This is a genomic window from Cupriavidus sp. GA3-3, assembly GCF_000389805.1.
Classification (GTDB): domain Bacteria; phylum Pseudomonadota; class Gammaproteobacteria; order Burkholderiales; family Burkholderiaceae; genus Cupriavidus; species Cupriavidus necator_D.
Genome location: NZ_KB944473.1, coordinates 48,410 through 72,400, shown reverse-complemented (window position 1 = coordinate 72,400; position 23,991 = coordinate 48,410). Strand labels below are relative to the sequence as shown.

At 68.4% G+C, this 23,991-nt stretch carries 19 protein-coding genes; 8 read left to right on the top strand and 11 right to left on the bottom strand.

Translation table 11 applies throughout. The annotated features are described in order from the left end of the window. Positions 1-38 precede the first annotated feature (38 nt). On the bottom strand, positions 39-500 hold the full coding sequence (locus tag C265_RS11915) for a MaoC family dehydratase N-terminal domain-containing protein (RefSeq protein WP_010811712.1): 462 nt from the start codon (positions 498-500) through the stop codon (positions 39-41). Continuing rightward, complete coding sequence (locus tag C265_RS11910; protein WP_010811711.1) at positions 497-1,720, bottom strand: CaiB/BaiF CoA-transferase family protein; 1,224 nt, start codon at positions 1,718-1,720, stop codon at positions 497-499. The genes C265_RS11915 and C265_RS11910 overlap by 4 nt, the downstream gene beginning before the upstream one ends. A 106-nt stretch (positions 1,721-1,826) precedes the next feature. On the opposite strand from C265_RS11910, the gene C265_RS11905 reads away from it, so the two are divergent. Further along, positions 1,827-2,717, top strand: a complete 891-nt coding sequence (locus C265_RS11905) for a LysR family transcriptional regulator (protein WP_010811710.1) — start codon at positions 1,827-1,829, stop codon at positions 2,715-2,717. 19 nt (positions 2,718-2,736) lie between these two features. Here C265_RS11905 and C265_RS11900 read toward each other — a convergent pair whose 3' ends face one another. Further along, on the bottom strand, positions 2,737-3,933 hold the full coding sequence (locus C265_RS11900; RefSeq protein WP_010811709.1) for a helix-turn-helix transcriptional regulator: 1,197 nt from the start codon (positions 3,931-3,933) through the stop codon (positions 2,737-2,739). Between the two features lie 427 nt (positions 3,934-4,360). Here C265_RS11900 and C265_RS11895 point away from each other — a divergent pair, with 427 nt between their 5' ends. Together C265_RS11895 and C265_RS11890 are read left to right on the top strand one after the other, a co-directional pair. Beyond that, positions 4,361-4,615 (top strand): plasmid stabilization protein, encoded by a 255-nt coding sequence (locus C265_RS11895; protein WP_010811708.1) that lies wholly within the window; start codon positions 4,361-4,363, stop codon positions 4,613-4,615. Further along, on the top strand, positions 4,612-5,046 hold the full coding sequence (locus C265_RS11890; RefSeq protein ID WP_010811707.1) for a type II toxin-antitoxin system VapC family toxin: 435 nt from the start codon (positions 4,612-4,614) through the stop codon (positions 5,044-5,046). Before C265_RS11895 ends, C265_RS11890 begins: the two co-directional genes overlap by 4 nt. Positions 5,047-5,073: 27 nt before the next feature. Here C265_RS11890 and C265_RS11885 read toward each other — a convergent pair whose 3' ends face one another. Next, positions 5,074-7,443, bottom strand: coding sequence for a mechanosensitive ion channel family protein (locus C265_RS11885; protein ID WP_037024186.1), 2,370 nt, complete (start codon positions 7,441-7,443; stop codon positions 5,074-5,076). Positions 7,444-7,707: 264 nt separating this feature from the next. Here C265_RS11885 and C265_RS11880 point away from each other — a divergent pair, with 264 nt between their 5' ends. The 3 genes from C265_RS11880 (at position 7,708) to C265_RS11870 (ending at position 11,536) form a co-directional block, all read left to right on the top strand. Next, the gene (locus tag C265_RS11880) at positions 7,708-8,490 is read left to right on the top strand and encodes an SDR family NAD(P)-dependent oxidoreductase (RefSeq protein WP_010811705.1); all 783 of its coding nucleotides are present in this window, start codon (positions 7,708-7,710) and stop codon (positions 8,488-8,490) included. A 76-nt stretch (positions 8,491-8,566) separates the two neighbouring features. Beyond that, entirely contained in the window at positions 8,567-10,150 is a 1,584-nt protein-coding gene (locus tag C265_RS11875) for a fatty acid--CoA ligase (RefSeq protein ID WP_010811704.1), read from the top strand. A 147-nt stretch (positions 10,151-10,297) separates the two neighbouring features. Then, positions 10,298-11,536 carry a TetR/AcrR family transcriptional regulator gene (locus C265_RS11870; RefSeq protein WP_010811703.1) on the top strand — a complete coding sequence of 413 codons (1,239 nt, stop codon included), beginning with the start codon at positions 10,298-10,300 and terminating at the stop codon, positions 11,534-11,536. A gap of 14 nt (positions 11,537-11,550) precedes the next feature. Here the strand turns inward: C265_RS11870 and C265_RS11865 are convergent, their stop codons facing one another. The 7 genes from C265_RS11865 to C265_RS11835 all read right to left on the bottom strand — a co-directional run bounded on the left by C265_RS11865 (position 11,551) and on the right by C265_RS11835 (position 19,977). Beyond that, positions 11,551-12,561, bottom strand: a complete 1,011-nt coding sequence (locus C265_RS11865) for an ABC transporter ATP-binding protein (protein WP_037024202.1) — start codon at positions 12,559-12,561, stop codon at positions 11,551-11,553. A gap of 46 nt (positions 12,562-12,607) precedes the next feature. After that, entirely contained in the window at positions 12,608-13,609 is a 1,002-nt protein-coding gene (locus C265_RS11860) for an ABC transporter ATP-binding protein (protein WP_010811701.1), read from the bottom strand. 24 nt (positions 13,610-13,633) lie between these two features. Beyond that, a complete protein-coding gene (locus C265_RS11855) occupies positions 13,634-15,301 on the bottom strand; it encodes an ABC transporter substrate-binding protein (RefSeq protein WP_010811700.1) in 1,668 nt (555 codons plus the stop codon). A 126-nt stretch (positions 15,302-15,427) separates the two neighbouring features. Further along, a complete protein-coding gene (locus C265_RS11850) occupies positions 15,428-16,345 on the bottom strand; it encodes an ABC transporter permease (protein WP_010811699.1) in 918 nt (305 codons plus the stop codon). Further along, a complete protein-coding gene (locus tag C265_RS11845) occupies positions 16,345-17,301 on the bottom strand; it encodes an ABC transporter permease (protein WP_010811698.1) in 957 nt (318 codons plus the stop codon). Before C265_RS11845 ends, C265_RS11850 begins: the two co-directional genes overlap by 1 nt. A gap of 297 nt (positions 17,302-17,598) precedes the next feature. Then, positions 17,599-18,738: an acyl-CoA dehydrogenase family protein gene (locus tag C265_RS11840; RefSeq protein WP_010811697.1), complete on the bottom strand. Its 1,140-nt coding sequence runs from the start codon at positions 18,736-18,738 to the stop codon at positions 17,599-17,601. A gap of 54 nt (positions 18,739-18,792) precedes the next feature. Then, the gene (locus C265_RS11835) at positions 18,793-19,977 is read right to left on the bottom strand and encodes an acyl-CoA dehydrogenase family protein (protein ID WP_010811696.1); all 1,185 of its coding nucleotides are present in this window, start codon (positions 19,975-19,977) and stop codon (positions 18,793-18,795) included. Between the two features lie 533 nt (positions 19,978-20,510). On the opposite strand from C265_RS11835, the gene C265_RS11830 reads away from it, so the two are divergent. Further along, positions 20,511-21,896 carry an MFS transporter gene (locus C265_RS11830; RefSeq protein WP_010811695.1) on the top strand — a complete coding sequence of 462 codons (1,386 nt, stop codon included), beginning with the start codon at positions 20,511-20,513 and terminating at the stop codon, positions 21,894-21,896. Further along, complete coding sequence (locus tag C265_RS11825) at positions 21,893-23,971, top strand: 3-hydroxyacyl-CoA dehydrogenase NAD-binding domain-containing protein (RefSeq protein WP_010811694.1); 2,079 nt, start codon at positions 21,893-21,895, stop codon at positions 23,969-23,971. The genes C265_RS11830 and C265_RS11825 overlap by 4 nt, the downstream gene beginning before the upstream one ends. Positions 23,972-23,991 lie beyond the last annotated feature (20 nt).

The window sequence follows — 23,991 nt, the reverse complement described above, 5'->3', positions numbered from 1 at the left end:
TCCATCCATGCAGCCACGCGGCGGATGCCGCCGTGGGTTCAGCGTCCCGCCAGCAACCGGCGCGCGGTGTAGGTCATGACCTGCTCCCCGCGCTGGTTGAACACCTCGATGCGCGAATCCACCACCGCCCGGCCGTTGCGCGAAGTGGGGCGGATGCCGGTCACGGTCACGGTGGCGTGGATGGTGTCGCCCACCACCACCGGGGCGTGGATCTGCTGCGTGAGTTCCAGCATGGCCAGCCCGGTGCCCTGGATCATGGTCTGCAGGATGAAGCCCTCGATCAGCGTGTAGGTCAGCGCCGCCGGCACCGGCCGGCCCTGGATGGCGCCACCGTCATAGCCGGCTTCGATGAAGATGGCCTCGACCATGCCGGTGACGGAGATGAAATTGACCAGGTCGGTCTCGGTCACGGTACGGGCGAAGGTGCGGAAGGCCTGGCCCTCCTGCAGGTCCTGCCAGTAGAAGCCCTGGCCGAGGCGGGGCAGTTCTGCATGCTTCATGGTGTCTCCTTGGCGGGTGCGCAGCGTGCGGCACCGCTTAGTTGCAATTGCGCGATCGCTTCTGCGGACAGTCCCGCCTGGGCCAGCACGCTCGCGGTGTGCTCGCCCAGCCGCGGCGGGATGCCCAGCGGCGCGCGCTGGCTGTCGAAACGCACCGGCGCGCCGGGAAAACGCAGCGTGCCCATGGCCGGGTCTTCGACGGTTTCGAAGAAGCCAGTGGCGGCCAGGTGCGGATCGGCCGGCAGGTCGTCGAGTTCATTGATGCGCGCCACCGGGATCTGCAGGCGTTCGCACAGCTCAACCCAGTGCGCGGTGGTCTGTCCGTGCACGATTTCGCCGGTGAGCTCGTACAGCGTCTCGATATGCCGCGTGCGTGCCGCGATGTCGGCAAAGCGCGCATCGGCGGCCAGCTCGGGGCGCCCGGCGGCGTGGAAGAAGTCGCACCAGTGCGCGTCGGTGTACGGCATCATGCAGACATAGCCGTCGGCGCTGCGGTACGGGCGGCGCAGCGGTGCCAGCACGCGCGGATAGCCGCTGGGGCCGCGCGGCGGCTCGAAATGGCGGCCGTAGAAGTGCTCGACCAGGTTGAAGGCGACCATGGATTCGAACATCGGCACTTCGACCAGCGTGCCGTGGCCGCTGCCGCCATCGGCATTGCGCCGCGCGCGCCCGGCCAGCGCCGCGCAGACCGACAGCGCGGCCACCAGCCCGCTGGTCTTGTCCGCGGCGATGGTAGGGAAGTAGCGGCTGTCGCCGGTTTGCGCCGCCATCAGCGCGGCATTGCCCGACAGGCCCTGGATGATGTCGTCGTACGCCGGGCGGCCGCCATAGGGGCCTTCCTCGGCAAAGCCGAGCAGGCTGACAAAGACCAGCTCCGGGTGGCGCGCCCGCACGTCGTCGGGTGCCAGCCCCAGTGCGGCCAGCTTTTGCGGGCGCATGCTGTGCATCAGCACGTCGGCGCCGGCCAGCACGCGGTCCAGCGCGGCCTGCGCGGCCGGCTGCTTCAGGTCCAGCACCACGCTGCGCTTGCTGCGGTTCACGCCCAGGAAAATGGCCGCCATGCCGGGCTCGGCGGCGGGGCCGGTGCGGCGGGTGGAATCGCCTTCGGGCGGCTCGACCTTGATCACCTCGGCGCCAAGGTCGGCCAGCCACTGGCTGGCATACGGCCCCATCACCACGGTGGACAGGTCGACCACGCGGATGCCTGCAAGCGGCAGCATGTTGTCTCCGATCTTGTTGACTGTGGGGCACAGGGTAGATCAGCAGGCGAGGCTTGGTCTAATATTAGTTTTTTAGAAATCGATATTCACAGGATATTAACGAGCCATGGACTTCCGCCAGCTGCAGCAGTTCGTCGCCCTGGCCGAGACGGGCAACTTCCACCGCGCCGCTGAACGCCTGCACATGGCGCAGCCGCCGCTTTCCATTTCCATCCGCAAGCTCGAAGGCCAGCTTGGCACGGCGCTGTTCGTGCGCACCTCGCGCGGGGTGAGGCTGACGCAGGCGGGCGAGGCTGCGCTGCACGATGCGCGCCGTGCACTGTTCCATGCGCAGCAGGCACGTGCCGCCGCGATCGCCGCGGGGCAGGGCGAGCGCGGCGCGCTGCGCATCGGCTTTATCGGCTCGGCGACGTATGCGCTGCTGCCCAAGCTGATCCCGGCGTTCCGCGCGGCGCATCCCGGCATCGAACTGATCCTGCATGAATCCACCACCGCCGCGATCCTGGACCGCCTGGAAAAGCACCAGATCGACGCCGGCCTGGTGCGCTTTCCGATCCTGAACACCGGCAACTATTCGCTGACGCCGCTGGAAAACGACGTCTTTGTCGCGGCAGTCCCGGCTGACAGTCCGCTGGCAGGCGCAGACGCCATCCCGCTGCGCGCGCTTGCGGACGAGCCCTTCATCATGTATCCGGCGGCGCAGGTGCCCAACCTGCACGCGGTGGCAATGCTGCTGTGCCAGCAGGCGGGCTTTGTGCCGCGTGTCACGCAGGAGGCGGTGCAGGTGCAGACCCAGGTCAGCCTGGTCGAGAGCGGGCTTGGCGTGGCCCTGGTGCCGAGCGTGGCGGCGCGCTACGCCAACCGGCGCGTGCGCTTCCTGCCATTGTCCAGCCCGCGGCCGGCCGGGCGCATCGGCATTGCGCTGGCGGCGCGGCCCGATGACGGCGACCGCCAGGTGCAGCGCTTCCTGGCGGCGGCGCAGGCGGCAGTGAACTGATGCGGGGTGGTGCGGCGCCTCAGGCGGCGCGCGGGCGCGGCGCGCGCGGCCGCACAGCCGGGGTCACGCTGGCGCGCTCCAGGTTCACGCCCGGCAGCAGGTGCAGCAGCCGCACCAGCTCTGACTGGCGATGCGTGCCGGTCTTGCGCAGCGTGTCGCGGATATGCACGCGCACGGTGTGGGGAGAGAGAAATTCGCGCTCGGCAATCTCGTTGAGGGTTTCGCCGGCAGCCAGGCGGACCGCGATAATGCTCTCCTTGCGCGACAGCCCGAACAGCGAGGTCAGCACGCCGGCATCCAGCACCGAGCGCGATTCCGAGTTGCCGAACAGCATCATCGCGGCCGGCAGCTGCCACGGGCCCTCCACCGGCTGGCGCGAGACCAGCGGCGTGACGATGATCGGCACCGGCTGTCCGCCGGAGGTGATGTGCATCCACGAGCCGGAGGCCGCCTCAGTGCCGCGCGCGCGCATGGCACCGTCAAGCAGCTTGCGCAGCACCGCCTGCAGGGTCTCGCTGTGGGCGCGCAGCACGCCGCCCTGCAGCGACAGGTGGCCGTCGGCCTGCACCAGCGCCTCGGCCCAGCTGTTGGCATAGCGCACGCGCAGGTCGGCCTGCAGCACCATCACGCCGAAGTCCAGCGTATCCAGCCCGGCCAGTCCCAGGCTGGCCAGTCCGCTCAGCTCGAAGTTGCGCTGCTGCATCCGTGCCGCGCGCACCCAGTGCGGCATCACGTGGGCCAGGCGCCGCTCGCGCTGGCCCACGCTGATGCTGCCCGCGCTGGTGCCGCTCATCAGCACGCAAACCTCGGCGTTCTCGATCAGGCGGATGCCTTGTTCCAGTCCGCTGCAGGCCAGCGCAGCCGTGGCCGCATCCGCCATGCCGCCATGGTGCGAGGCCACCAGCGCGGCGGCACCGTCGCAGGCCAGCGCGGGGGCGTCATTGGGGGCGCAGCAAGCGCCCGCATGGGGCAGGTCGAGCGGACCGGGCAGCCAGTCGGGCATGCTGGCGCCGCTGGTGAAGCAGCCGTGCGGGGTCACGCCAAGGCGGGCGTGGCCGGCCAGCTTGTCCCAGATCAGGTAACGCGGGCTGCCTGTGCAGGTGTATCGGGAAAATAGGTCGAGGGCGGCGGGCATGGCCGCAACGTCCAGCGCGGACTCGTAGATTGAGTCGACCAGACGATGGAAGTCCTCGTCCGTAGTCGGGTGTTCGCCCATGTTCAGATCCCCCCGGTGGCAAACGCCTATTGCTCTGTGCCACGGCAAGTGGCTACATCTTTTTGTGTTATCGGTTCCGTTCTGGCGTTCTGTATCTGCGCCGATACGGATGCTGCTGGCGGCGCGCATTGTCCCGTCATGTCCGCCGTAACGCAATCATGCCAAACAATGTTGTTTGTTTTATCCCCCGCATCGGGGGGGAAAATACGGATTGCACGGCGTAACTCCCCGCCAGGCCAGGCAGGGACGTGATCATGCCGCAGCGCGATGGTAGCGCCCCGGAAAAAAGGAATTTTCAGCACTGAAATAGTGCGCGACGTTCCACATGCGCCACGATTCTGTTGGCGCTTGTGCCACAGGTTCAACGCAGCAAGAGCACAGTACTTGCTTGGGTGACAGCGTTGGCACTGCATTAATGAGGGCAATCATGCCGATCCTGACCGTTAGAAATGTGCCCGACGACGTGCATCGTGCGCTGCGGGTCCGTGCCGCCCGGAACGGACGCAGTACCGAGGCTGAGGTGCGTCAGATCCTGGCCAGCGCGGTGATGCCGCAGAAGCGCGTGCGCCTGGGCGATGCGCTGGCGATGCTTGGCCGCGAGATCGGCCTGTCGAATGCGGACGTTGAAGCGATCGGGCAGGGCAAGGACAAGGCAGCGGCCGAGCCGGTGAGGTTTGAATGATCGTCCTGGATACCAACGTTATTTCCGAGGCCATGAAGCCGGAACCGGCCGACGCCGTGCGCGGCTGGCTCAACGACCAGGCCGCCGAGACCTTGTACCTGTCCAGTGTGACGCTGGCCGAACTGCTGTTCGGCATCGGCGCGCTGCCGGCGGACAGGCGCCGCGCCATGCTGGCCGCTGCGCTGGACGGCCTGGTGACGCTGTTCGAAGGGCGCATCTTGCCGTTCGACACGAATGCGGCCCGGCACTATGCGGAACTCGCCGTTGCCGCCAGAAGCCGTGGCCGCGGCCGCGGCCTTCCCACGCCGGATGGCTACATCGCCGCGATTGCCGCGGCCAACGGCATGATGGTCGCGACACGGGACATGTCGCCCTTTGAAGCGGCCGGGCTGCAGGTGCTCAATCCGTGGCAGGCGCCTCCTCCGTCGTGAAGAGGAACGCCCGCGCCAACCGCGTTGCTACTGTCCCTGAATTGTCGGATCAGCCGCCCGTTGGGTGGCTTTTTCGTTGGCGGTTTCCGGATCCAGCAGTTGCGCCGCGCCGCCATCCACCTGGATCGTCAGGCTCGGCGATGCCATGCGGATGTCGTTGGCGTCGAAATTGCGCTTGAGCCGCGCATTGAAGGCGCGCGTGATCTCGGCCTGCATCAGCGGCCGGGTCTTGAACTGTGCCATCACCACCGGGCCGTTCGGGTCGAACCGGTCCAGCCCCAGGACGTCCAGCCCCGACATCAGGTTGCGCGCGTAGCGATGGTCACGCGCCAGTTCGGCGCCGGTGGTGCGGATCAGCTCCAGCGCCTGGTCCAGGTCGCTCTGGTAGGTGATGCCGATGTTGAACACCGCGTAGCCATAGCCGCGCGACAGGTTCTTGACTGCCTTGATCTGGCTGTACGGCAGCGTGTGCAGCGCGCCGCGGCCGTCGCGCAGCTTGACCGTGCGGATGGTCATGGCTTCGACCACGCCGGCGTGGTCCGGCAGCTCGATCGAGTCGCCGATGGCGATGGAGTCCTCGACCACGATGAACAGCCCCGTGATCAGGTCCTGCACCAGGCTTTGCGCGCCGAAGCCGATGGCCAGGCCGACCACGCCCGCGCCGGCCAGCAGCGGCGTCACGTTGACGCCCAGGTTGGCCAGCACCGCGATCACCGTGATCACCAGCAGGCCGATGAACGAGGCGTTGCGCACCAGCGGCAGGATGGTCTTGGCCCGCAGGCTGGGCTGCGCGCCGCGCCCGTGTGCCGGCGACAGTGATTGCATGATGGCGGTGTCGATCAGCAGCCAGACCAGCCAGGCCAGCAGCACGGTGCTGGTGACGCTGAAGACCGTCTCGGTGAGATGGCGGCCCGCGGCGGACGACTCGGCCAGGCGCACCAGCGACGTGCCCCAGACGCGCATCACCATCTCGATGAAGACCGCCCAGATCAGCACGCGCACCAGCGCCAGCGCAAAGCGCCCGAAGCGCTGCAGGTAGGCCGAGCGGCGGCGGTCGCGGATGCGCGGCGCGCGCGCGGTGGCCTTGGGCGAGTGCCCCACCACCATCGTCAGTAGCAGCCCGGCGAGGAACAGCGCCACCGACGCCACCGTGCGGCGCAGGAACACATCCGCATTGCCGGTGGCCAGGATGGTGCCGACCACCGATGCCACCACCACTGCCAGCACCGGCAGGTGCCAGGCCTGGCCGGCCAGCCGCAGCAGGTCGGTCACGGCCGGGCGCGCCTGGCGGAAGGCCAGCGGCCGCAGCCCGATCAGCTGGCCAATCTGCCGGCGGAAACACAGCGCGAACGCGCCGATGCCCAGGGCCGCGGCGATATTGGCCACGGTGGCCACCAGCGCGCACAGGTTGGTGCCGAGCACGGCGATCACGCGGCTGTCGGTGGTGCCGTCGCCCAGTGCCGCCAGCGCCCCCGTGCAGAACAGCAGCCACGGTGAGTGCGCCAGCAGCTGCCGCACCGCGAGCTGCCGGTGCGCGGTGCGGAACAGCGTGAAGATGACCTGGCACACCGCTGCCGCGATCGCACCGGCCACGATCGCATACGCCACCAGCACGGCGGCGACGCTGGCCGGCGATTGGGCATACCCGTGTTGGGCCAGCAGCAACGTCAGCCCGAATGCCACCACCCAGGGCCCGATGTGGCGCAGCATGAAGACGCCGACGTCGACCCACGACGGCAGCTCGGGCAGCTTGCCGCGCTCGGCGCGCGTGGGTTTGCGCGCGCGCCGGCGCCGGATGCGGTGGCCGATCTCCCACAAGGCCCCGCCGCTCACCGCCCAGACTGCCAGCACCAGCGCGAATTCACGCAGCGAGGCCAGCGCCGTGCGGGTGCCGTTGTGGCTGAGCGCGGCGTGCCATTCCTCGCCCGCGAAGCGCGTGCGCCAGCGCCAGAACTGCCACGGGCCGCGATCCTCGCGCAGATGGGAATCGACTTCGTCCAGCACTTCAGCGACGGCACCGATCAGGCCGGGCGCGGAGGCGCCGGCCGGGGCTGCCGCGGCGGAGGCGGGCGCGGCCCCGGAGGCACCCAGCCCCTGGCGCATGGTTTGCAGCTGGCCCACCAGGGCGCGCCGCTCGCCGTCGTTCTGCAGCGTGGCGATCACCTGGTCCAGCGACTGCGCCAGTGGCACGCTGGCGGCGGGTGCGCTGGCCGGCGCCGCGGGTTTCTCCGCCTTGCCCAGCAGTGCCGCGAGGGAGCCGGCCGGGGTGGCGTGCGCCGGGATGGCGCACAGCAGCGTCAACAGCGCGGCCAGCATGGCGAGCGCACGCAGCACCGGCTGCAAGGCGGCATGCCAGCGGTGCGCAGGGGTGGGGGCGTGGTGTTCGGGTTTGTGCATGGTCCGTAGTCGGTTGCCGGTGCCGGGCGGCGCCGGAATGGCCGTCGATCGCGTCACTGTAGCGCATCGGTCGCGCCGGGTGCCGGAGCGCGCCGCAGGCCCGCGCCATCCTCATTCGTCGCTTCGGACGATGCGTGGCAACGGCCGATCCACGAATCTCGACCCCACTCCGGTACAGGCGATTCTTGCGCCTGCCGGCTTTATCAGACCGCGGGGCCGCGCTGGATCCGGCCGGACCAGGAACAAGAGACAAGGGAAAGACATATGGAACTCAATGCATCGGTATCGGCAGTGGTGACGGGGGGCGCTTCGGGCCTGGGCGCGGCGACGGCACGTGCGCTGGCAGCGCAGGGCGTGCGCGTGGCGCTGTTCGACCTCAACGTGGAGAAGGGCGAAGCGCTGGCGCGTGAACTGGGCGGCGTGTTCTGCCAGGTCAACGTCACCTCAGAGGCCGAGGTCGAGGCCGGCTTTGCCAGGGCGCGCGCCGCCATCGGCCAGGAACGCATCCTGGTCAACTGCGCCGGCACCGGCAACGCCATCAAGACCGCCTCGCGTTCCAAGGAATCGCCGGACCAGATCAAGCATTTCCCGACCGATGCCTTCGAGCGCATCATCCAGATCAACCTGATCGGGACCTTCCGCTGCATCGCGCGCTCGGCCGCGGGCATGCTGACGCTGGACAGCGCCGGCGGCGAGCGCGGCGTGATCATCAATACCGCGTCGGTGGCGGCGCAGGACGGCCAGATGGGCCAGGCCGCGTACTCGGCATCGAAGGCCGGCGTGGTCGGCATGACGCTGCCGATCGCGCGCGACCTGGCGGGCGAAGGCATCCGCGTCAACACCATCCTGCCGGGCATCTTCAATACCCCGCTGCTGCAGGGCGCGGCAGAGAACGTCAAGGCCGCGCTGGCGGCTTCGGTGCCGTTCCCCAAGCGCCTGGGGCAGCCGGAAGAGTTCGCCTCGCTGGCCGTCGAGATGTGTCGCAACGGCTATTTCAACGGCGAGTCGGTGCGCCTCGACGGCGCCATCCGCATGGCGCCGCGCTGAGCGTAGCGCCAGCACATCGTCGTGTCCGGGCCCCGCGCACCGCTGGTCCGGACACTCTCAAAATCAGGAGACGCGGATGGACTTCAGCTATCTGACGACACTGCCCCACGCGGTACGCCACTTCGCGCGCCTGCGGCCCGAGGCGGTGGCGTATGCGTTCGAAGGCCGGCAGACCACCTATGCCGGGTTCGAGCGGAACACCAATCGCGTGGCCCAGGCCCTGCTGGCTGAAGGCGCCGGGGTCGGCGAGCGCATTGGCTATATCGGCAAGAACAGCGACCACTATTTCGAGCTGCTGCTTGGCGCGTCCAAGATCGGCGCGGTGATGACGCCGGCCAGCTGGCGCCTGGCGCCGCCCGAGGTGGAATTCATCCTCGGCCATTGCGATGCCGTGGTGCTCTTCGTCGGGGCGGAATCGGCGGCAATGGTCCGGAACCTGCTGCCCGCGCTGCCGATGGTGCGCAAGGTGGTGGTGATGGAGCCGTGCGCCGGGCAAGGCGAGTGGCAGTGCTACACCGACTGGCGCGACGCGCAGCCGGACACGCCGCCCGCGCACCAGCCAGCCGCGCATGACGTGCTGCTGCAGCTGTACACATCCGGCACCACCGGCCGGCCCAAGGGCGCGATGCTCACGCACCGCAACCTGACCATCGGCACCGAAGTCAGCGAGCGCGAGAACCTGCTCTGGTCGCACTGGGTCGCCGACGATGTTTCGCTGGTGGCGATGCCGGTGGCGCATATCGGCGGCTCCGGCTGGGGCCTGCGCAACCTGCTGTCCGGTGCCAAGGGCGTGGTCGCGCGCGAGTTCGATCCGCGCGCGGTGCTCGACTTTATCGAGAAGGAACGCATCAGCAAGCTGTTCCTGGTGCCGGCCGCGATGCAGATCGTGCTGCGCGACCCGCGCGCGCGCCAGGTGGACTACTCGCGCCTGAAGTACCTGCTATACGGCGCCGCGCCGATTCCCGCGGCGCTGCTGCGCGAGGGCATCGAGGTGTTCGGCTGCGGCTTCGTGCAGCAGTACGGCATGACCGAGACCACCGGCACCATCGTGGCGCTGCCGCCCGAGGACCACACCACCGAGGAAGTGCCGCGCATGCGTGCCGCGGGCAAGCCGCTGCCTGGCGTGGAGATCAAGGTGGTCGACTATGAAGGCCGCCAGCTCGCGCCCGGCGAGGTCGGCGAGCTCGTGGTGCGCTCGCAGCACAACATGGCCGGCTACTGGAAGCAGCCCGAAGAGACCGCGCGCACCATCGACGCCGAAGGCTGGCTGCGCACCGGCGACGCGGGCTACTTGGATGCCGAGGGCTACCTGTACATCCATGACCGCGTCAAGGACATGATCATCAGCGGCGGCGAGAACGTCTATCCGGCCGAGGTCGAAAGCGCGATCTACGGCCACCCGCAGGTGGCCGACGTGGCGGTGGTTGGTGTGCCGGACGAGAAGTGGGGCGAGGCGGTCAAGGCCATCGTCGTGCTCAAGCCGGGACAGGCGCCGGACCAGGCCGGCATCATCGCGTGGACGCGCCAGCGGCTGGCGGGCTTCAAGGTGCCCAAGAGCATCGAGTTTGTCGAGGCGTTGCCGCGCAACCCATCGGGCAAGCTGCTGCGGCGCAAGCTGCGCGAGCCGTTCTGGGAAGGGATGAACCGGCGGGTGAACTGACGCCGGCAAGCAGCAAGCACGAGCCCGCCGTCACTGGCGGGCTTTTGCATTGGCGCGCAGGGAGCGGGGCGCCCGCTATAATCCGCGCAGGCACTGTGCCGCCTCACCACGTCCACTCGCAATATTGCGCGACCACATCCCCCAGCCATGTCCAAGGACCCCGCGCAAGCCCGCCTGACCCGCCGCTATGTCGAAAAGCGCGAGGCCATCCTGGACGCCGCCGCGCGGCGCTTCAATCACCAGGGCGTACGGGGCACCACCTTGTCGGATGTGGCGGAGGACGTGGGCCTGAGCACCAACAGCATCACGTACTACTACCGCAAGAAGGAAGACCTGGTGGTGGCGTGCCTGCTGCGCGCCATCGGCGAGATGGTGGACATCGCCAGTGCGGCCCAGCAGCAGCCGGCGCCGCGCGAACGGGTAAAGGCCTTCATCGCGCTGTTTTTCGAGCGCCTGGCGCGCACCGCCACCGGCGAGCGGCCTGAACTGATGAGTTTTCGCGAGATCCGGGCGCTGCCGGACAGCCATGCCGATATCGCATTCGACGCCTACACCGACATGTTCCGCCGCATCCGCCAGCTGCTGCGCGAGCGCCCGCCGGCCGATCCGGCGCAGCGCAGTGCGCTGAGCGCGCGCGCTCACCTGCTGCTGTCGCTGGCGACCGGCGCGATGTCGTGGGTGGAGCGCTATGAGCCCGAGGACTATCCGAAGGTGGCGCAGACCGTGGTCGACGTGCTGCTGCACGGCATTGCCGCGCCGTCGGCCCGCTGGCATGCGCAGATGGACGTATCCGCGCTGCTGCCTGCGCCGGACAGGCCCGAGACCACGCAGGAGGCGTTCCTGCGCGCCGCGACCGAGCTGCTCAACGAGCAGGGCTATCGCGGCGCGTCGGCCGACCGCATCTCGGCGCGGCTGAACCTGACCAAGGGCGCGTTCTATCACCACAACGAGAACAAGGACGACCTGATCTCGGCCTGCGTCGACCGCATGTTTGCAGTGATCCGCAATACCCAGACGCTGGTGGAGAACGGCCCGGGCACTGGCTGGGACAAGCTGTGCGCGGTGTCGCGGGCGCTGGTGCAATACCAGTTCTCCAGCCAGGGGCCGCTGCTGCGCCTGACCATCTATGGCGCGCTGCCCGAGGACATGCGCAAGGAGAAGATGCTGACCATGAGCCGGCTGTCGGCGCGGATCGTGCGCTTCCTGGTGCTGGGCATGCAGGATGGCTCGATCCGGGCACTGGACCAGTCCATTGCCGCGCTGCAGGTCAACGGCATGATCAATGCCGCGGTGGAGTTGTCCCGCTGGGTGCGCGATGCCCATGCGGACAACGCCGCTGACCTGTTCGTGCGGCCGTTGCTGATGGGGATCCTCTCGGAGCCCTGAGCGCTAGCACACGCTCAAGTGTAGAGGTGGCAGGCCACCATCTGGCCATCCGGCTGCGCCTGCAGCGCCGGGTCTTCGCTGCGGCAACGCGCCATCGCCACCGGGCAGCGGGTATGGAAGCGGCATCCCGACGGCGGATTCATCGGGCTCGGCACCTCGCCCTGCAGCACGATGCGCTTGCGGCTGCGCTCGCCTTCCACGCTGGCCACCGGCACCGCCGACAGCAGCGCCTGGGTGTAGGGATGGCGGGGGCGGGCGTAGAGCGCCTCGCGGCTCGCGATCTCGACGATGCGGCCCAGGTACATCACCGCGATGCGGTCGCTGATATGCCGCACCACGGCCAGGTCGTGCGCGATGAACAGGTAGGACAGGCCAAGCCGCCGCTGCAGCGACATCAGCACGTTGACCACCTGCGCCTGGATCGACACGTCGAGCGCCGACACCGGCTCATCGCAGACGATGACGCTGGGCCCGAGCGCCAGCGCGCGGGCGATGCCGATGCGCTGGCGCTGCCCGCCGGAGAACTCGTGCGGGTAGCGGTCCGCCATATAGGGCAGCAGCCCGACCATGTCCAGCAACTCCGCCACGCGCGCGCGGCGGGCGCTGCGACCGCCGGGGAAATCATGCACCTCCAGCGGTTCGCTGATGATGTCGCTGACCTTCATGCGCGGGTTCAGGGAGCCGAAGGGATCCTGGTAGACCATCTGCACGCTGCGCCGGAATTGCTGCTCCTGCGCCCGCGTGAAGCTGGCCAGGTCGGCGCCGCGGAAGGCGATGCGTCCGGCGCTGGCGGCCAGCATCTTGAGGATGGCAAGCCCGGTGGTGGACTTGCCGCAGCCGCTTTCGCCGACCAGGCCCAGGGTCTCGCCACGGCGCAGCGTGAATGACACGCCGTCGACCGCCCTGACCGAGCCCACTTGGCGCTTGAGCAGCACGCCGCGCGTGACCGGGAAATGCACCTTGAGGTCGTCGACGCGCAGGATCTCATCGCCACTCTGCACGTCGGCCCGCACGTCATGCTGCATGCCCGCCTGCACACCGCCGTTGCCCGTTGCCGGCTCCGCTATCGCTTCAATGGAGTTCATGGAGGAAGCACGCCTTGAAATGTTGGTCGGAAAGCTGCCGCGTGGCCGCGTCCGGCACGCCGAGCAACGGCGGCCGGGCGTTGCGGCACTGGTCGATCGCCTGCTTGCAGCGCGGCAGGAAGGCGCAGCCCGGGCCCAGCGCAGTCAGGTCGGGCGGCTGGCCTTCGATGGGAACCAGCGGCTCCCGGGTGTCGCCGTCAATGCGCGGCACGGAGGCCATCAGCCCGCGTGTGTAGGGGTGGGCGGGCTGCCGGTACAGGGCCTCGGCGGAGGCGGTTTCCACCAGCCTGCCGCCGTACATCACGGCAACCCGGTCGGCATAGCGCGCCACCACGCCCAGGTCATGCGTGATCAGGATCAGTGCCGTGCCCATGCGCTCGGCCAGGTCCTTCAGCAGGTCCAGGATCTGGGCCTGCACGGTGACGTCGAGCGCGGTGGTGGGCTCGTCGGCGATGATCAGCCGCGGCTCGCAGGCCAGTGCCATGGCAATCATCGCGCGCTGCCGCATGCCGCCCGAAAACTGGTGCGGATAGGCTGAAAGCCGGCTCTGGGGCTCGGGGATCTGGACCTTGCCGAGCAGCTCGCCGGCCATCCCCAGCGCGGTCTTCCAGGGCAGTCCGCGATGCAGGTGGATGGGCTCGGCAATCTGCTTGCCGATGGTGAGCGCCGGGTTCATCGATGACATCGGCTCCTGGAAGATCATCGCGATCCGGTTGCCGCGGATGGCACGCATGCCGCGGGGGCCGAGCCTGAGCAAGTCCTGGCCCTCGAACACGATCTCGCCGGAGTCGATCGAACCGCCCGGGGCGGGGATCAGGCCCAGTATCGACAGCGCCGTCACGCTCTTGCCCGAGCCGGATTCGCCGACGATGGCCAGGGTCTCGCCCGGGGCCACGTCGAACGAGACCTGGTCGACCGCGGTCACCACGCCGCGATCGGTGCGAAAGCGCGTGGTGAGGTCCCTGACCTGCAGGATGGGCTGCGTCATGCGTGTCTCCTCGGGTGGCGCGGCTCAGAAGCCAAGCTTCTTCTTCATGTCCTGGTCGATCCACATGCGTGCATAGATCGGCCCGGGCCGCACCGCGCCCGCGCGCAGCTCGCCGCCGTAGTTGCGCACCCATGGCCACCAGGCGGTGTACATGTAGGGCGTGGGCAGCCAGATATAAGGCGCCTCGGCCAGGATGTCGCGCGTCAGCCCGCGCAGCGCTTCCTGCCGCTTGCCGAGATCGCGCAGCTCAAAGGCGGCTTCGACCCGCTTCGTGTAAGCGTCGTTGCCCCACTGCGCGGCGTTCCATACCTGTCCCGGCACGAAGCTCTTGCGGATCGTGGTGGTGGGATTGGTATGGCCGTTGGCCATCATGTAGCCGGGCGCATTGGTCCGCGTCGTCATCGCGGACAGGAATGCGCCGTACTCCATCGGCTGGATCTCGATGCGCACATTGACCTGTTCCAGGTACGCGGCAATCAGCGGCAGCAGCTCCATATGGTCCGGCGCGCAGGCGCATACCTGCACCTTGAACTTGAAGCCCTTGGGGTAGCCGGCCTCGGCCAGCAGCTTGCGGGCCTTGTCGGGGTTGTAGGTGAAGAGCTCCTTCACGTTCTCAGGCATGGCGCTGAGCGGCTCGAAGTAGCCCTCGTAGTCCGGGTGCTGCGGATAGGCAAACAGCTCCGCGTTGCCGCCGTAGTACTGCTTGACGATCTCCTGCTTGTTGACCGCCATGTTGAGCGCGCGGCGCACGCGGATATCGTTGAAGGGCTTGGTGTCCACGCGCATGGCCAGGTATTGCCCGGTGAAGGACAGCCAGCGCGACCACTGCAGCTGCGGCGCGCTCTTCTTCAGCTCTTCCACCGAGGTCCAGCGTATGCCTTCCATGACGTCGAGCTTGCCCGTGCGCAGCATGGTGTTGCGCGTGGCTTCATCCTTGATGGTGCGCAGTACCATCTTGTCGACGAAGGGCAGCTTGAAATCCTTGCTGCCCACCTTCTCGGTATCCCAGTACAAGGCGTTGCGCGTATAGGTGCTGGCGTTGCCCTGCACGAACTGGGTCAGCTGGAACGGGCCGCTGCCATTGACGTGCTTCCAGTTGCCGGCGCCGGCGGTGGCCACCTCCTTCGGCATGATGCCGGAGTAGTAGCCCCAGCCGAAGCGGTAGTCCCACTCGGCGTTGTACTTGCTGAAGCGGAACAGCACCGTATGCTTGTCCTTCGCTTCCACCTTGGCCAGGTGGTCGAAATAGGTGGGGATCTTCTTCGCGCTTTCGGCCTGGCGCGTGTAGCTGAAGACCACGTCGTCCGCCACCAGTTCGCGCTCTTCCATCACGCCGGGCTTGGCCGGGAACCTGACGCCCTTGCGCAGCCTGACTTCCAGCGTCTGCGGATCGAGCCACTTCCAGCTTTCGGCCAGTTCGCCGCGGATGGCGTCCTCGGGCAGCCACGCGTCGGCCTGGAAGCTGTACTTGCCGCCGAGGCGCCTGGACTTGGACAGGTCGGCCACGAACAGCTGCTCGTAGACCTGGCCGGTGTCGTAGTTCTGCTTCCAGTTCCAGTCGGCGAGGTCCCATGACAGTGCCGAGATGGTCGGGTAGACCGAGCCGATCTCCAGCGTGCCGCCGTATTTGGGCGCGTCGCTCTGCGCGTTGGCCGTGGCCGCGCACAATGCGAGCACCACGCCCGCCAACATCGAGGATGCCTGTGTGTTCAAACCGAAGCCCTCCGTGGTCGACTGCCGTTGGCCCGGCGGCATCGCCGCCGGGAGATTCCGTGCCCCACCGCGCTAGCGGCAGGGGACTGCAATTCGGGACAGGTGCTAGCGTGTGCCGCGCATGCGCGGGTCCAGCAGGTCGCGCAGGGCGTCGCCGTAGATGTTGATCGCGTAGACCACGATAGTGAGGCAGATGCCCGGCGCCAGCGCCAGCCAGGGGCCCTGGAACATGAAGGTGCGCCCATCGCCGGACAGCATGCCGCCCCAGGTCGGCGCGGGCGGCGGCACGCCCAGGCCCAGGAAGGACAGGCCCGATTCCGCCAGGATTGCCGTGCCGACCCGGGTGGTGAACAGCACGATCACCGGGGGCAGCACATTGGGCAGGATATGGCGCCACAGGATGCGCGTGGTGGACGCGCCCATCGACTGCGCGGCGTGGACATACATGTTCTCGCGCACCGAGACCACCGCGCTGCGCACGATGCGCGAGCCGCCGATGCCAAGCAGCAGCCCCAGCGTGCAGACGATCTGCCAGCTGCCCGGGCCCAGCACCGAGACCACCACGATCAGGATCACGAGGTCCGGGAAGCTCATCCAGGCATCGACCATGCGCTGCACGATCAGGTCCAGCTTGCCGCCGAGGTAGCCGGTCAGGATGCCGAGCAGCACCGAGATCGCCGTGGCCAGCGTGGCCGCGCTCAGGCCGATCACCACCGACAGCTGCGCGCCGTACAGGCAGCGCGACAGCATGTCGCGGCCAAGGTTGTCGGTGCCGAACGGATGCGCCCAGGAGGGCGCCTGCAGCCGCTGCAGCATGCTGATCTCGTTCATGCCGTACGGCGCCAGCAGGTCGGCGAACACGCCGCAGAACAGGAAGATGGCGCAGATGACGGCGCCGGCGGCGCCCAGCGGCTTGTCGCGGAACAGCCGCCTGAGCAGCCCGCGGCCGGGCACGGCGCGCCGGACCGGTGCGGCAGCGGCCGCGGGGGCGGCGGGATTGGGGTGCAGGGCGGGCTTGGCCATCAGCGGTGCCTCACTTTCGGATCGAACAGCCCGTAGCTCAGGTCGACGAGCAGGTTGATCAGCATCACCGCGACACCCACCACCAGGAATACGCCGGTGATGACCGGATAGTCGCGCTGGTGCACGGCGTCGAGCAGCAGCAGGCCCATGCCGGGCAGCGCGAAGATCTGCTCGATGATGACCGCGCCGCCGATCAGCAGCGGCGCCTGCAGCCCGATCAGCGTCACCACCGGGATCAGCGCATTGCGCAAGGCGTGGCGCAGCACCACCAGGCGCTCGCTCAGGCCCTTGGCCCAGGCCGTGCGGATATAGTCCTGGCGCAGCACCTCCAGCATCATGGTGCGCGTCATGCGCATGGTGATGGCGGACAGCGCCATGCCCAGCACGATGGCGGGGATCAGCATGTTGCGCACATGCTGCACCGGGTCTTCATGGAAGGGCACGTAGCGGGCCTCGGGCGACCAGCCCCACCAGACCGACGGGAACACCATCACCATGGTGCCTAGCCAGAAGCTGGGGATGGCCAGCATCAGGATGGAGAACGAGCGCGCGATATAGTCGGCGGCGCTGTCCTGGCGGATGGCCGACAGCACGCCGATCGGCAGCGCCACCGACAGCGCCACCACCAGCGCGATCACGCCCAGCGAGAACGTGGCGGGAATGCGCGCGGTCACCATCGACAGCACCGGCTCGCCCTGCCACAGCGACTGGCCCAGGTCGCCGCGCAGCGCGATGCCGCCGACCCAGCGCACATACTGCTGCCACATCGGGCGGTCCATGCCGAGGGCGCGGACCAGGTCTTCACGGGTACGGGTATCGGCGCTGATGTCGTTCTGGCTCAGCATCAGGTCGACCACATCGCCCGGCACCATGCGCACGATGGTGAAGACGATCAGGCTGGCAAACAAGAGCGTGGGAATCAGCGCCAGCAGCCGGCGCAGCACGTAGGCGCTCATCGCAGCCCTGCCTTGGCGCGGCTAGCCGAAACGGAAGATACCGGCAACACGAATCTGCATGATGCTTGGTACATGTCGTCTCCTGTCTCCCGATCCCCTTGCATCCGCCAGCACCGGATCATGCTGCTGAGGGGGGGTGATTTCTTGATATTGCGCCAGTGGCGAAATACCGTTGCGGGTGGTCTTGCGAGGCCGTGATCCCAGCATACTGATCGTTCGAAACGAAAACAACCCGATTGCCGCGCGGAAAAGCTAGTGGTTTTCCATGGTCCCGCGGCGGTATGCGGGACGCGCCGGCTAGTAGCCGCGCAGCGTCGCCCAGCGCTGCAACTGGACGTTGGTATCGCCGAGCAGTTCCTGGGCGGTGCGTGCCCGCTTCATGAAGAAGCCGATCTCCAGCGCGTCGGTCATGCCGATGCCGCCATGCATCTGCACGCCCTCCTGCACGGCCAGAGTCGCGGTGGTGCCAGCGCGCGCCTTGGCCACGCAGACCAGGCCGGCGGCGTCGTCCGTGCCGGCATCGAGCCGCTGCTGGCACTGCAGCACGGCGGCGCGGGTGATCTCGATCTCGGTGAACAGGTGCGCGGCGCGGTGCTGCAGCGCCTGGTACTCGCCGATGATGCGGCCGAACTGGCGGCGCTCCTTCAGGTAGGCAAGCGTGCGGTCGAAGGTTTCGTCGGCGATGCCGAGCAGTTCGGATGCCAGCACGGCGCGGCCCACGTCCAGCACGCGCTCCAGCATGGCGGCGCCATTGCCGGGGGTGCCCAGCACAGCGGCGGCCGGCAGCCGGACCTCGCGCAGGGTCACGCGCGCCGCATTGGTGGCGTCGGCCATGACTGTGCGCTCGATCGAGAGGCCGGCGCTGCCGGCGGGCACCAGGAAGAGCGTGATGCCGTCGCGGTCGTCGCGCGCGCCGGCGGTGCGCGCCGCCACGATCAGGGTGTCGGCGACGTGGCCATCGACGACAAAGACCTTGTCGCCATCGAGGCGGAAGCCGTCGCCGTCGGCGCTTGCGCGCAGGGCATGGCGCGTGGGCCGGTGCCTGGCGCTCTCTTCCAGTGCCAGCGCGGTCAGGTGCTGGCCGGCGGCGATGGCGGGCAGCATCGCCGTGCGCTGCGCATCGCTGCCGTAGTGGCTGAGCAGCGCCGCGCCCAGCACGGCGGTGGACAGGAACGGCGAGGGCGCCAGCGTGCGCCCGATCGCTTCCATGATGACGCCGGCCTCCACTACGCCCAGGCCGCTGCCGCCATATTGCTCGGGCACCAGCACGCCGGCGAAGCCGAGTTCAGCGAGCTGCTGCCACAAGGCGCGGGAGAAGCCGGTCTCGTCGCGGGTATCGCGCAGCATGCGCAGCGCGGAGATCGGGGCGGATTCGCGCAGGAAGGTCAGGGCGCTGTCGCGCAGCATTTCCTGCGTCTGGTTCAGTACGATGGGCATGGGCGGACTCGAGTCTGGGTACGGGGCAGCGGGGGGAAGCGCACGGGGCCGGGCTCAGGCGCCCGGCAGGCCGAGCAGGCGCTTGGCGACGATGTTGAGCTGGACCTCGCTGGTGCCGCCCTCGATCGAGTTCGCCTTGCTGCGCAGCCACGCGCGTGCCAGCGCGCCCTGCTGGCTGCGCTCGCTTTCCCATTCCAGCGCGTCGCTGCCGCCGATTGACATCAGCAGCTCGTAGCGGCGCTTGTTCAGTTCCGCGCCGTAGTACTTGAGCACCGACGAGAACGCCGCGATGCCCTCGCCCTGGCGGGCCAGGTCGCGCACCCGCTCGCCGGCCGCGGCAAAGGCGGCTTCGTCGATCTCGAACTGTGCGACGTGTGCGCGCAGCATCGGCTCGTCGAGCCGGCCGGCGGCGTCCAGCCCGATGGCCTTTGCCGCATGCGCGCCAAGCGGCTGCCGCATGCCGCGGCTGCCGATGGCGCTGATCATCTCGCGCTCGTGGGTGAGCAGGTACTTGGCAATCTCCCAGCCGCCGTTGAGCTCGCCGACCAGCTGTGCGCGCGGCACCGCGACGTCGTCGAAGAAGGTCTCGCAGAAGGGGGATTTGCCGGAGATCAGCAGGATGGGCCGGGTCGTCACACCCGGCGTTTCCATGTCGAACAGCAGGAAGCTGATGCCGGTGTGCTTTTGCGCCGCAACATCGGTGCGCACCAGGCAGAAGATCCAGTCGGCCTGGTCGGCATAGGACGTCCACACCTTCTGGCCGTTGACCAGGAAATGATCGCCGCGGTCCTCGGCGCGGGTCTGCAGCGCGGCCAGGTCGGAACCGGCGTTGGGCTCGGAGTAGCCCTGGCACCAGCGGATTTCGCCGCGGGCGATGCGGGGCAGGTGCTCGCGCTTCTGGGCTTCGGTGCCGTACCTGAGCAGGGCGGGGCCAAGCATGGAGATGCCGAAACTCTGCAGCGGCACGCGGCAGCCGAGCCGGGCCATTTCCTCGCGCAGCACCTTGGCCTGCTCGCGCGCCAGGCCGGCGCCGCCGTATTCCGTGGGCCATTCGGGCACGGTCCAGCCCTTGTCGGCCATGCGGCCAAGCCACTGGCGCTGGGCCTCGGACTGGAAGCGGAACCTGCGCCCGCCCCAGCAGATGTCGTCTTCGTTGCGCACCGGCTGCCGCATCTCGGCCGGACAGTTCTGCTCCAGCCAGGCGCGCGCCTGCTGCCGGAAGGTCTCCAACTCGTCCACGCGTGTCTCCTTGTGCTCAGGTGCCTTTCGCTGGACGCCTCTTTCTCTGGCGCGCTGCCGGTGAGGTCGCCCGCACCTGGCTGGTCGGCCAGGCGGCGTATCCCGTTATACAAGTCGCATCTGGCAGCGTCAATACTCAATTACCTAAAATGGATGTGGCGGGAGCAGCGGCCGGATCTCCGATGTGCGTGCATTGCAGGCCATGGGTCATGTCTGAGGTTGCGCTGCAGCACGAAAAATCCGGGGAAATAAGCGGTAATTCGACGTAGTCATCCAGTGAAAGGAAGGCCGGGCGTTGAAGATGTTTCCTGTGGTAGCATCCATTCAAAACATACTGCTATCACTAAAAAACGGGATGCGCTGGTTGCGTGCGATGCCGGACAGGCAGCTTGCCAACGCAGACCGGTGCCATAGGGAGACCAAGCCGTGCCCGTCGTCATGCCTTCGCTCGACCAGCGAACCGTTTCGTATCCCGGTGCCCGGGCGCCGGACTGCGTGCGCTGGGTGGATTCAGGCGGCACAGGTCTCGGCGCATGACAGGCGAGCGGACCCCCGAGCGGGTAGCCGGCCCCGACGAGGGGCCTGACCTGAGCGCGCATGAACAGGCTGAGCGGTGCTATCTCCAGCATGTCGACCAGCACCTGCCGCGCAACGCCCGCGCCTACCTGGCGCACGGCATGCTGGGCATGACCGGGTTCCGGCTGGTGACCGCGCCCACCTTCGTGCCGGCCTACCTGTACCTGCTGTCCGGCTCCAAGCTGACTGTCGGCATCGTGCTGTCCGCGCAATATGCGGGCATGGCCGCGTCGTCGATCTGGGGCGCCACGCTGATCGAGCACCGCCCGCGCGTCATGCCGCTGATCTATCTGGTGGGCTGGCTGGTGCGCGCGCAGATCCTGGGGCTGGCGCTGTCGGCGCTGTGGCTGTCGGGACGGGCGGCGCTGGTCGCGGCGGGCATCTTCCTGCTGCTGTTCGGGCTGCTCAACGGCGTGCAGAACGTCAGCTTCAACTACCTGACCTCCAAGATCATCCCACTGGCGCGCCGCGGCCGGCTGACCGCGCTGCGCAATTTCTGCGGCGGGCTCACCGCGGCCGCGGTGGCGTGGCTGGGCGGGCGCTACCTGGTGGGCAACCAGGTGCTGGGCAACGGCTATGCCGCCACCTTCCTGGCGGCCTTTGTGCTGACCAGCATCGGCATTTCAGCGCTCACGCAGATGCGCGAGCCGACCCTGCACGACGTGCGCCTGCCGGCGGGCTTCCTGCGCCGCCTGGCCGAGGTGCCGGCGCTGCTGCGTGCGGACCGCGATTTCGTGCGCTTTTTCGTGGCGCGCGCGCTGGTGGCGTCCGGCATGATGGCGATGCCGTTCTATGCGATCTATGCCGGCACCCATATCGACCTGTCCGGTGCGGTGCTGGGCTACATGAGCCTGGCCTACCTGCTGGCGCAGACCACCAGCAGCCTGGCCTGGGGCCGCATCGCCGACCGCCACGGCTACCGGCTGGTGTTCCTGGCCAGCATCGCGCTGTGGGTGGCGGCAACGCTGCTGCTGTTGTGCGGCACCACGCTGCCCGGCTTCCTGCTTGCCTTCTGTGGGCTGGGGGCCGCCTTTGGCGGCTTCTTCATCTCGGCTGACAACCTCGTGATGGAGTTCGGCAGCCGCAAGGACCGGCCCATGCTGCTGGCGGTGTCCGATACCGCCACCTACGCGATGATGGCCATCGGCCCGGTCTGCGGCGGCCTGCTGGCCCAGGGCGTGCGCTTCTGGGTGGTGTTCGCGCTCGCCATCGTGGTCAAGTGCGCCGCCTTCGTGCTGGCCCTGCGCATTGTCGACCCGCGCCGGCGCAGGGCGGCGCTTGAGCATCCGCCGGGCCTGCACCGGCACCCCACACCGATTCAATCCAGGAGAACCGATCCATGACCGCCATCAACGCCGTGACCGACCTCACGGTGGACGCCGACATCGCCGTCCTGAGCCTCGACTCGCCCCCCGTCAATGCACTGTCCGCCGCCGTGCGCAGCGGCATCCGCGACGGCATGGCGCGCGCGCTGGCCGACGATGCCGTCAAGGCCGTGGTGCTGATCTGCGCCGGCAAGACCTTTGTCGCGGGCGCGGACATCACCGAGTTTGGCAAGCCGCCGGCGGGCCCGTCGCTGGCGGAGGTGCAGGCCATGATCGAGGACGCGCCCAAGCCGGTGGTGGCTGCCATCCACGGCACCGCGCTCGGCGGCGGGCTGGAGCTGGCGCTGGTGTGCCACTACCGCATTGCCACGCGCTCGGCAAAGTGCGGGCTGCCGGAAGTCAATCTCGGCCTGCTGCCGGGGGCGGGCGGCACCCAGCGGCTGCCGCGTATCGTGGGCCCGGAACAGGCGCTGGAGATGGTCACCTCGGGCACGCACGTGGCGGCCAGCGCAGCGGCGGAGATGGGTCTGGTCGACCTGCTGACCGATGACGCCTCGTTGCGTGCCGACGCGGTGGCGTTCGCACGCAAGGTGGTGGCCGAGAAGCGGCCCCTGCGCAAGGTGCGCGAATCCGATGACAAGGTGGCGGCCGCGCGCGGCAAGCCGGAACTGTTCGCTGCCTTCCGCAAGGCCAATGCGCGGCGCTTTCGCGGCTTCGATGCGCCCGAGTTCAATATCCGCTGCATCGAGGCGGCGGTGGAGCTGCCATTCGAAGCCGGCCTGAAGCGCGAGCGCGAGCTGTTCACCGAACTGCTCAACGGCACGCAGTCGGCGGCCCAGCGCTACTACTTCTTTGCCTCGCGCCAGGTATGGAACGTGCCGGATGTGGGAGCCGACACGCCCGCCCTTGCGGTCAGGCGCATCGGCATCGTCGGCGCGGGCACCATGGGCGGCGGCATCGCCATGAACTTCCTCAACGCCGGCTATCCGGTGACCATCGTCGAGTCCTCGCAGCAGGCGCTGGACCGCGGCCTGAAGACGATCCGGGCCAACTACGACAACACCGCGCGCAAGGGGCGCCTGAGCGCGGCCGATGTCGAGGCCCGCATGGCGCTGCTCACGCCCACGCTGGACCTGCAGCTGCTGGCCGATGCCGACCTGATCATCGAAGCGGTGTTCGAGAACATGGAGGTCAAGCAGGAGCTGTTCGGCAAGCTGGACAGGATCGCCAAAGCGGGCGCCATCCTTGCCACCAATACCTCGGCGCTGGACGTGAACGTGATCGCGGCCGCGAGCTCGCGCCCGGAGGCGGTCATCGGCCTGCATTTCTTCTCGCCCGCCAACGTGATGAAGCTGCTGGAAGTGGTGCGCGGCGACAAGACCGCAAAGCCGGTGATCCGCACCGCGATGGAACTCGCGCGCAAGATCGGCAAGGTCGCGGCGCTGGTCGGGGTATGCCCGGGTTTTGTCGGCAACCGCATGCTGGCCCAGCGCCAGCGCGAGGCCCAGAAGCTGGTGCTGGACGGGGCGCTGCCGTGGGACGTGGACCGCGTGCTGTACGACTTCGGCTTTCCGATGGGCCCCTTCGCCATGAGCGATCTCGCCGGGCTTGACCTTGGCTGGGTGCGCGAGAAGTCCAGCGGCTCGACGCTGCGCGAGGTGCTGTGCGAGATGGACCGCCGCGGGCAGAAGGCCGGCGCCGGCTACTACGACTACGACGAACAGCGCAACGCGAAGCCGTCGCCGGTGGTCGAGCAGGTCATTCGCGACTTCGCCGCGAAACAGGGCAGGAACAGCCGCGTGGTGTCGGAGCAGGAGATCCTGGAGCGCTGCATCTATCCGATGATCAACGAAGGCGCGAAGATCCTGCAGGAAGGCAAGGCGATCCGCGCCTCGGACATCGACGTGATCTGGGTGAACGGCTACGGCTGGCCGGTGTATCGCGGCGGCCCGATGTTCTATGCCGACACCATCGGGCTGGACAAGGTGCTGGCGGCGATGCGGCGCTATGAGGCGCTGTATGGCGCGGACTTCGCGCCGGCGCCACTGCTGGAGGAACTGGCGGCGCAGGGGCGCAGGTTCGCCGATCTCTAAGGCAGCAAGGGCTGCCTCGG

Bases quoted from the DNA above. Each gene is read 5' to 3' on its own strand.
- C265_RS11915 (WP_010811712.1), bottom strand. From the start codon at position 500: ATGAAGCATGCAGAACTGCCCCGCCTCGGCCAGGGCTTCTACTGGCAG.
- C265_RS11910 (WP_010811711.1), bottom strand. From the start codon at position 1,720: ATGCTGCCGCTTGCAGGCATCCGCGTGGTCGACCTGTCCACCGTGGTG.
- C265_RS11905 (WP_010811710.1), top strand. From the start codon at position 1,827: ATGGACTTCCGCCAGCTGCAGCAGTTCGTCGCCCTGGCCGAGACGGGC.
- C265_RS11900 (WP_010811709.1), bottom strand. From the start codon at position 3,933: ATGGGCGAACACCCGACTACGGACGAGGACTTCCATCGTCTGGTCGAC.
- C265_RS11895 (WP_010811708.1), top strand. From the start codon at position 4,361: ATGCCGATCCTGACCGTTAGAAATGTGCCCGACGACGTGCATCGTGCG.
- C265_RS11890 (WP_010811707.1), top strand. From the start codon at position 4,612: ATGATCGTCCTGGATACCAACGTTATTTCCGAGGCCATGAAGCCGGAA.
- C265_RS11885 (WP_037024186.1), bottom strand. From the start codon at position 7,443: ATGCACAAACCCGAACACCACGCCCCCACCCCTGCGCACCGCTGGCAT.
- C265_RS11880 (WP_010811705.1), top strand. From the start codon at position 7,708: ATGGAACTCAATGCATCGGTATCGGCAGTGGTGACGGGGGGCGCTTCG.
- C265_RS11875 (WP_010811704.1), top strand. From the start codon at position 8,567: ATGGACTTCAGCTATCTGACGACACTGCCCCACGCGGTACGCCACTTC.
- C265_RS11870 (WP_010811703.1), top strand. From the start codon at position 10,298: ATGTCCAAGGACCCCGCGCAAGCCCGCCTGACCCGCCGCTATGTCGAA.
- C265_RS11865 (WP_037024202.1), bottom strand. From the start codon at position 12,561: ATGCAGCATGACGTGCGGGCCGACGTGCAGAGTGGCGATGAGATCCTG.
- C265_RS11860 (WP_010811701.1), bottom strand. From the start codon at position 13,609: ATGACGCAGCCCATCCTGCAGGTCAGGGACCTCACCACGCGCTTTCGC.
- C265_RS11855 (WP_010811700.1), bottom strand. From the start codon at position 15,301: ATGTTGGCGGGCGTGGTGCTCGCATTGTGCGCGGCCACGGCCAACGCG.
- C265_RS11850 (WP_010811699.1), bottom strand. From the start codon at position 16,345: ATGGCCAAGCCCGCCCTGCACCCCAATCCCGCCGCCCCCGCGGCCGCT.
- C265_RS11845 (WP_010811698.1), bottom strand. From the start codon at position 17,301: ATGAGCGCCTACGTGCTGCGCCGGCTGCTGGCGCTGATTCCCACGCTC.
- C265_RS11840 (WP_010811697.1), bottom strand. From the start codon at position 18,738: ATGCCCATCGTACTGAACCAGACGCAGGAAATGCTGCGCGACAGCGCC.
- C265_RS11830 (WP_010811695.1), top strand. From the start codon at position 20,511: ATGACAGGCGAGCGGACCCCCGAGCGGGTAGCCGGCCCCGACGAGGGG.
- C265_RS11825 (WP_010811694.1), top strand. From the start codon at position 21,893: ATGACCGCCATCAACGCCGTGACCGACCTCACGGTGGACGCCGACATC.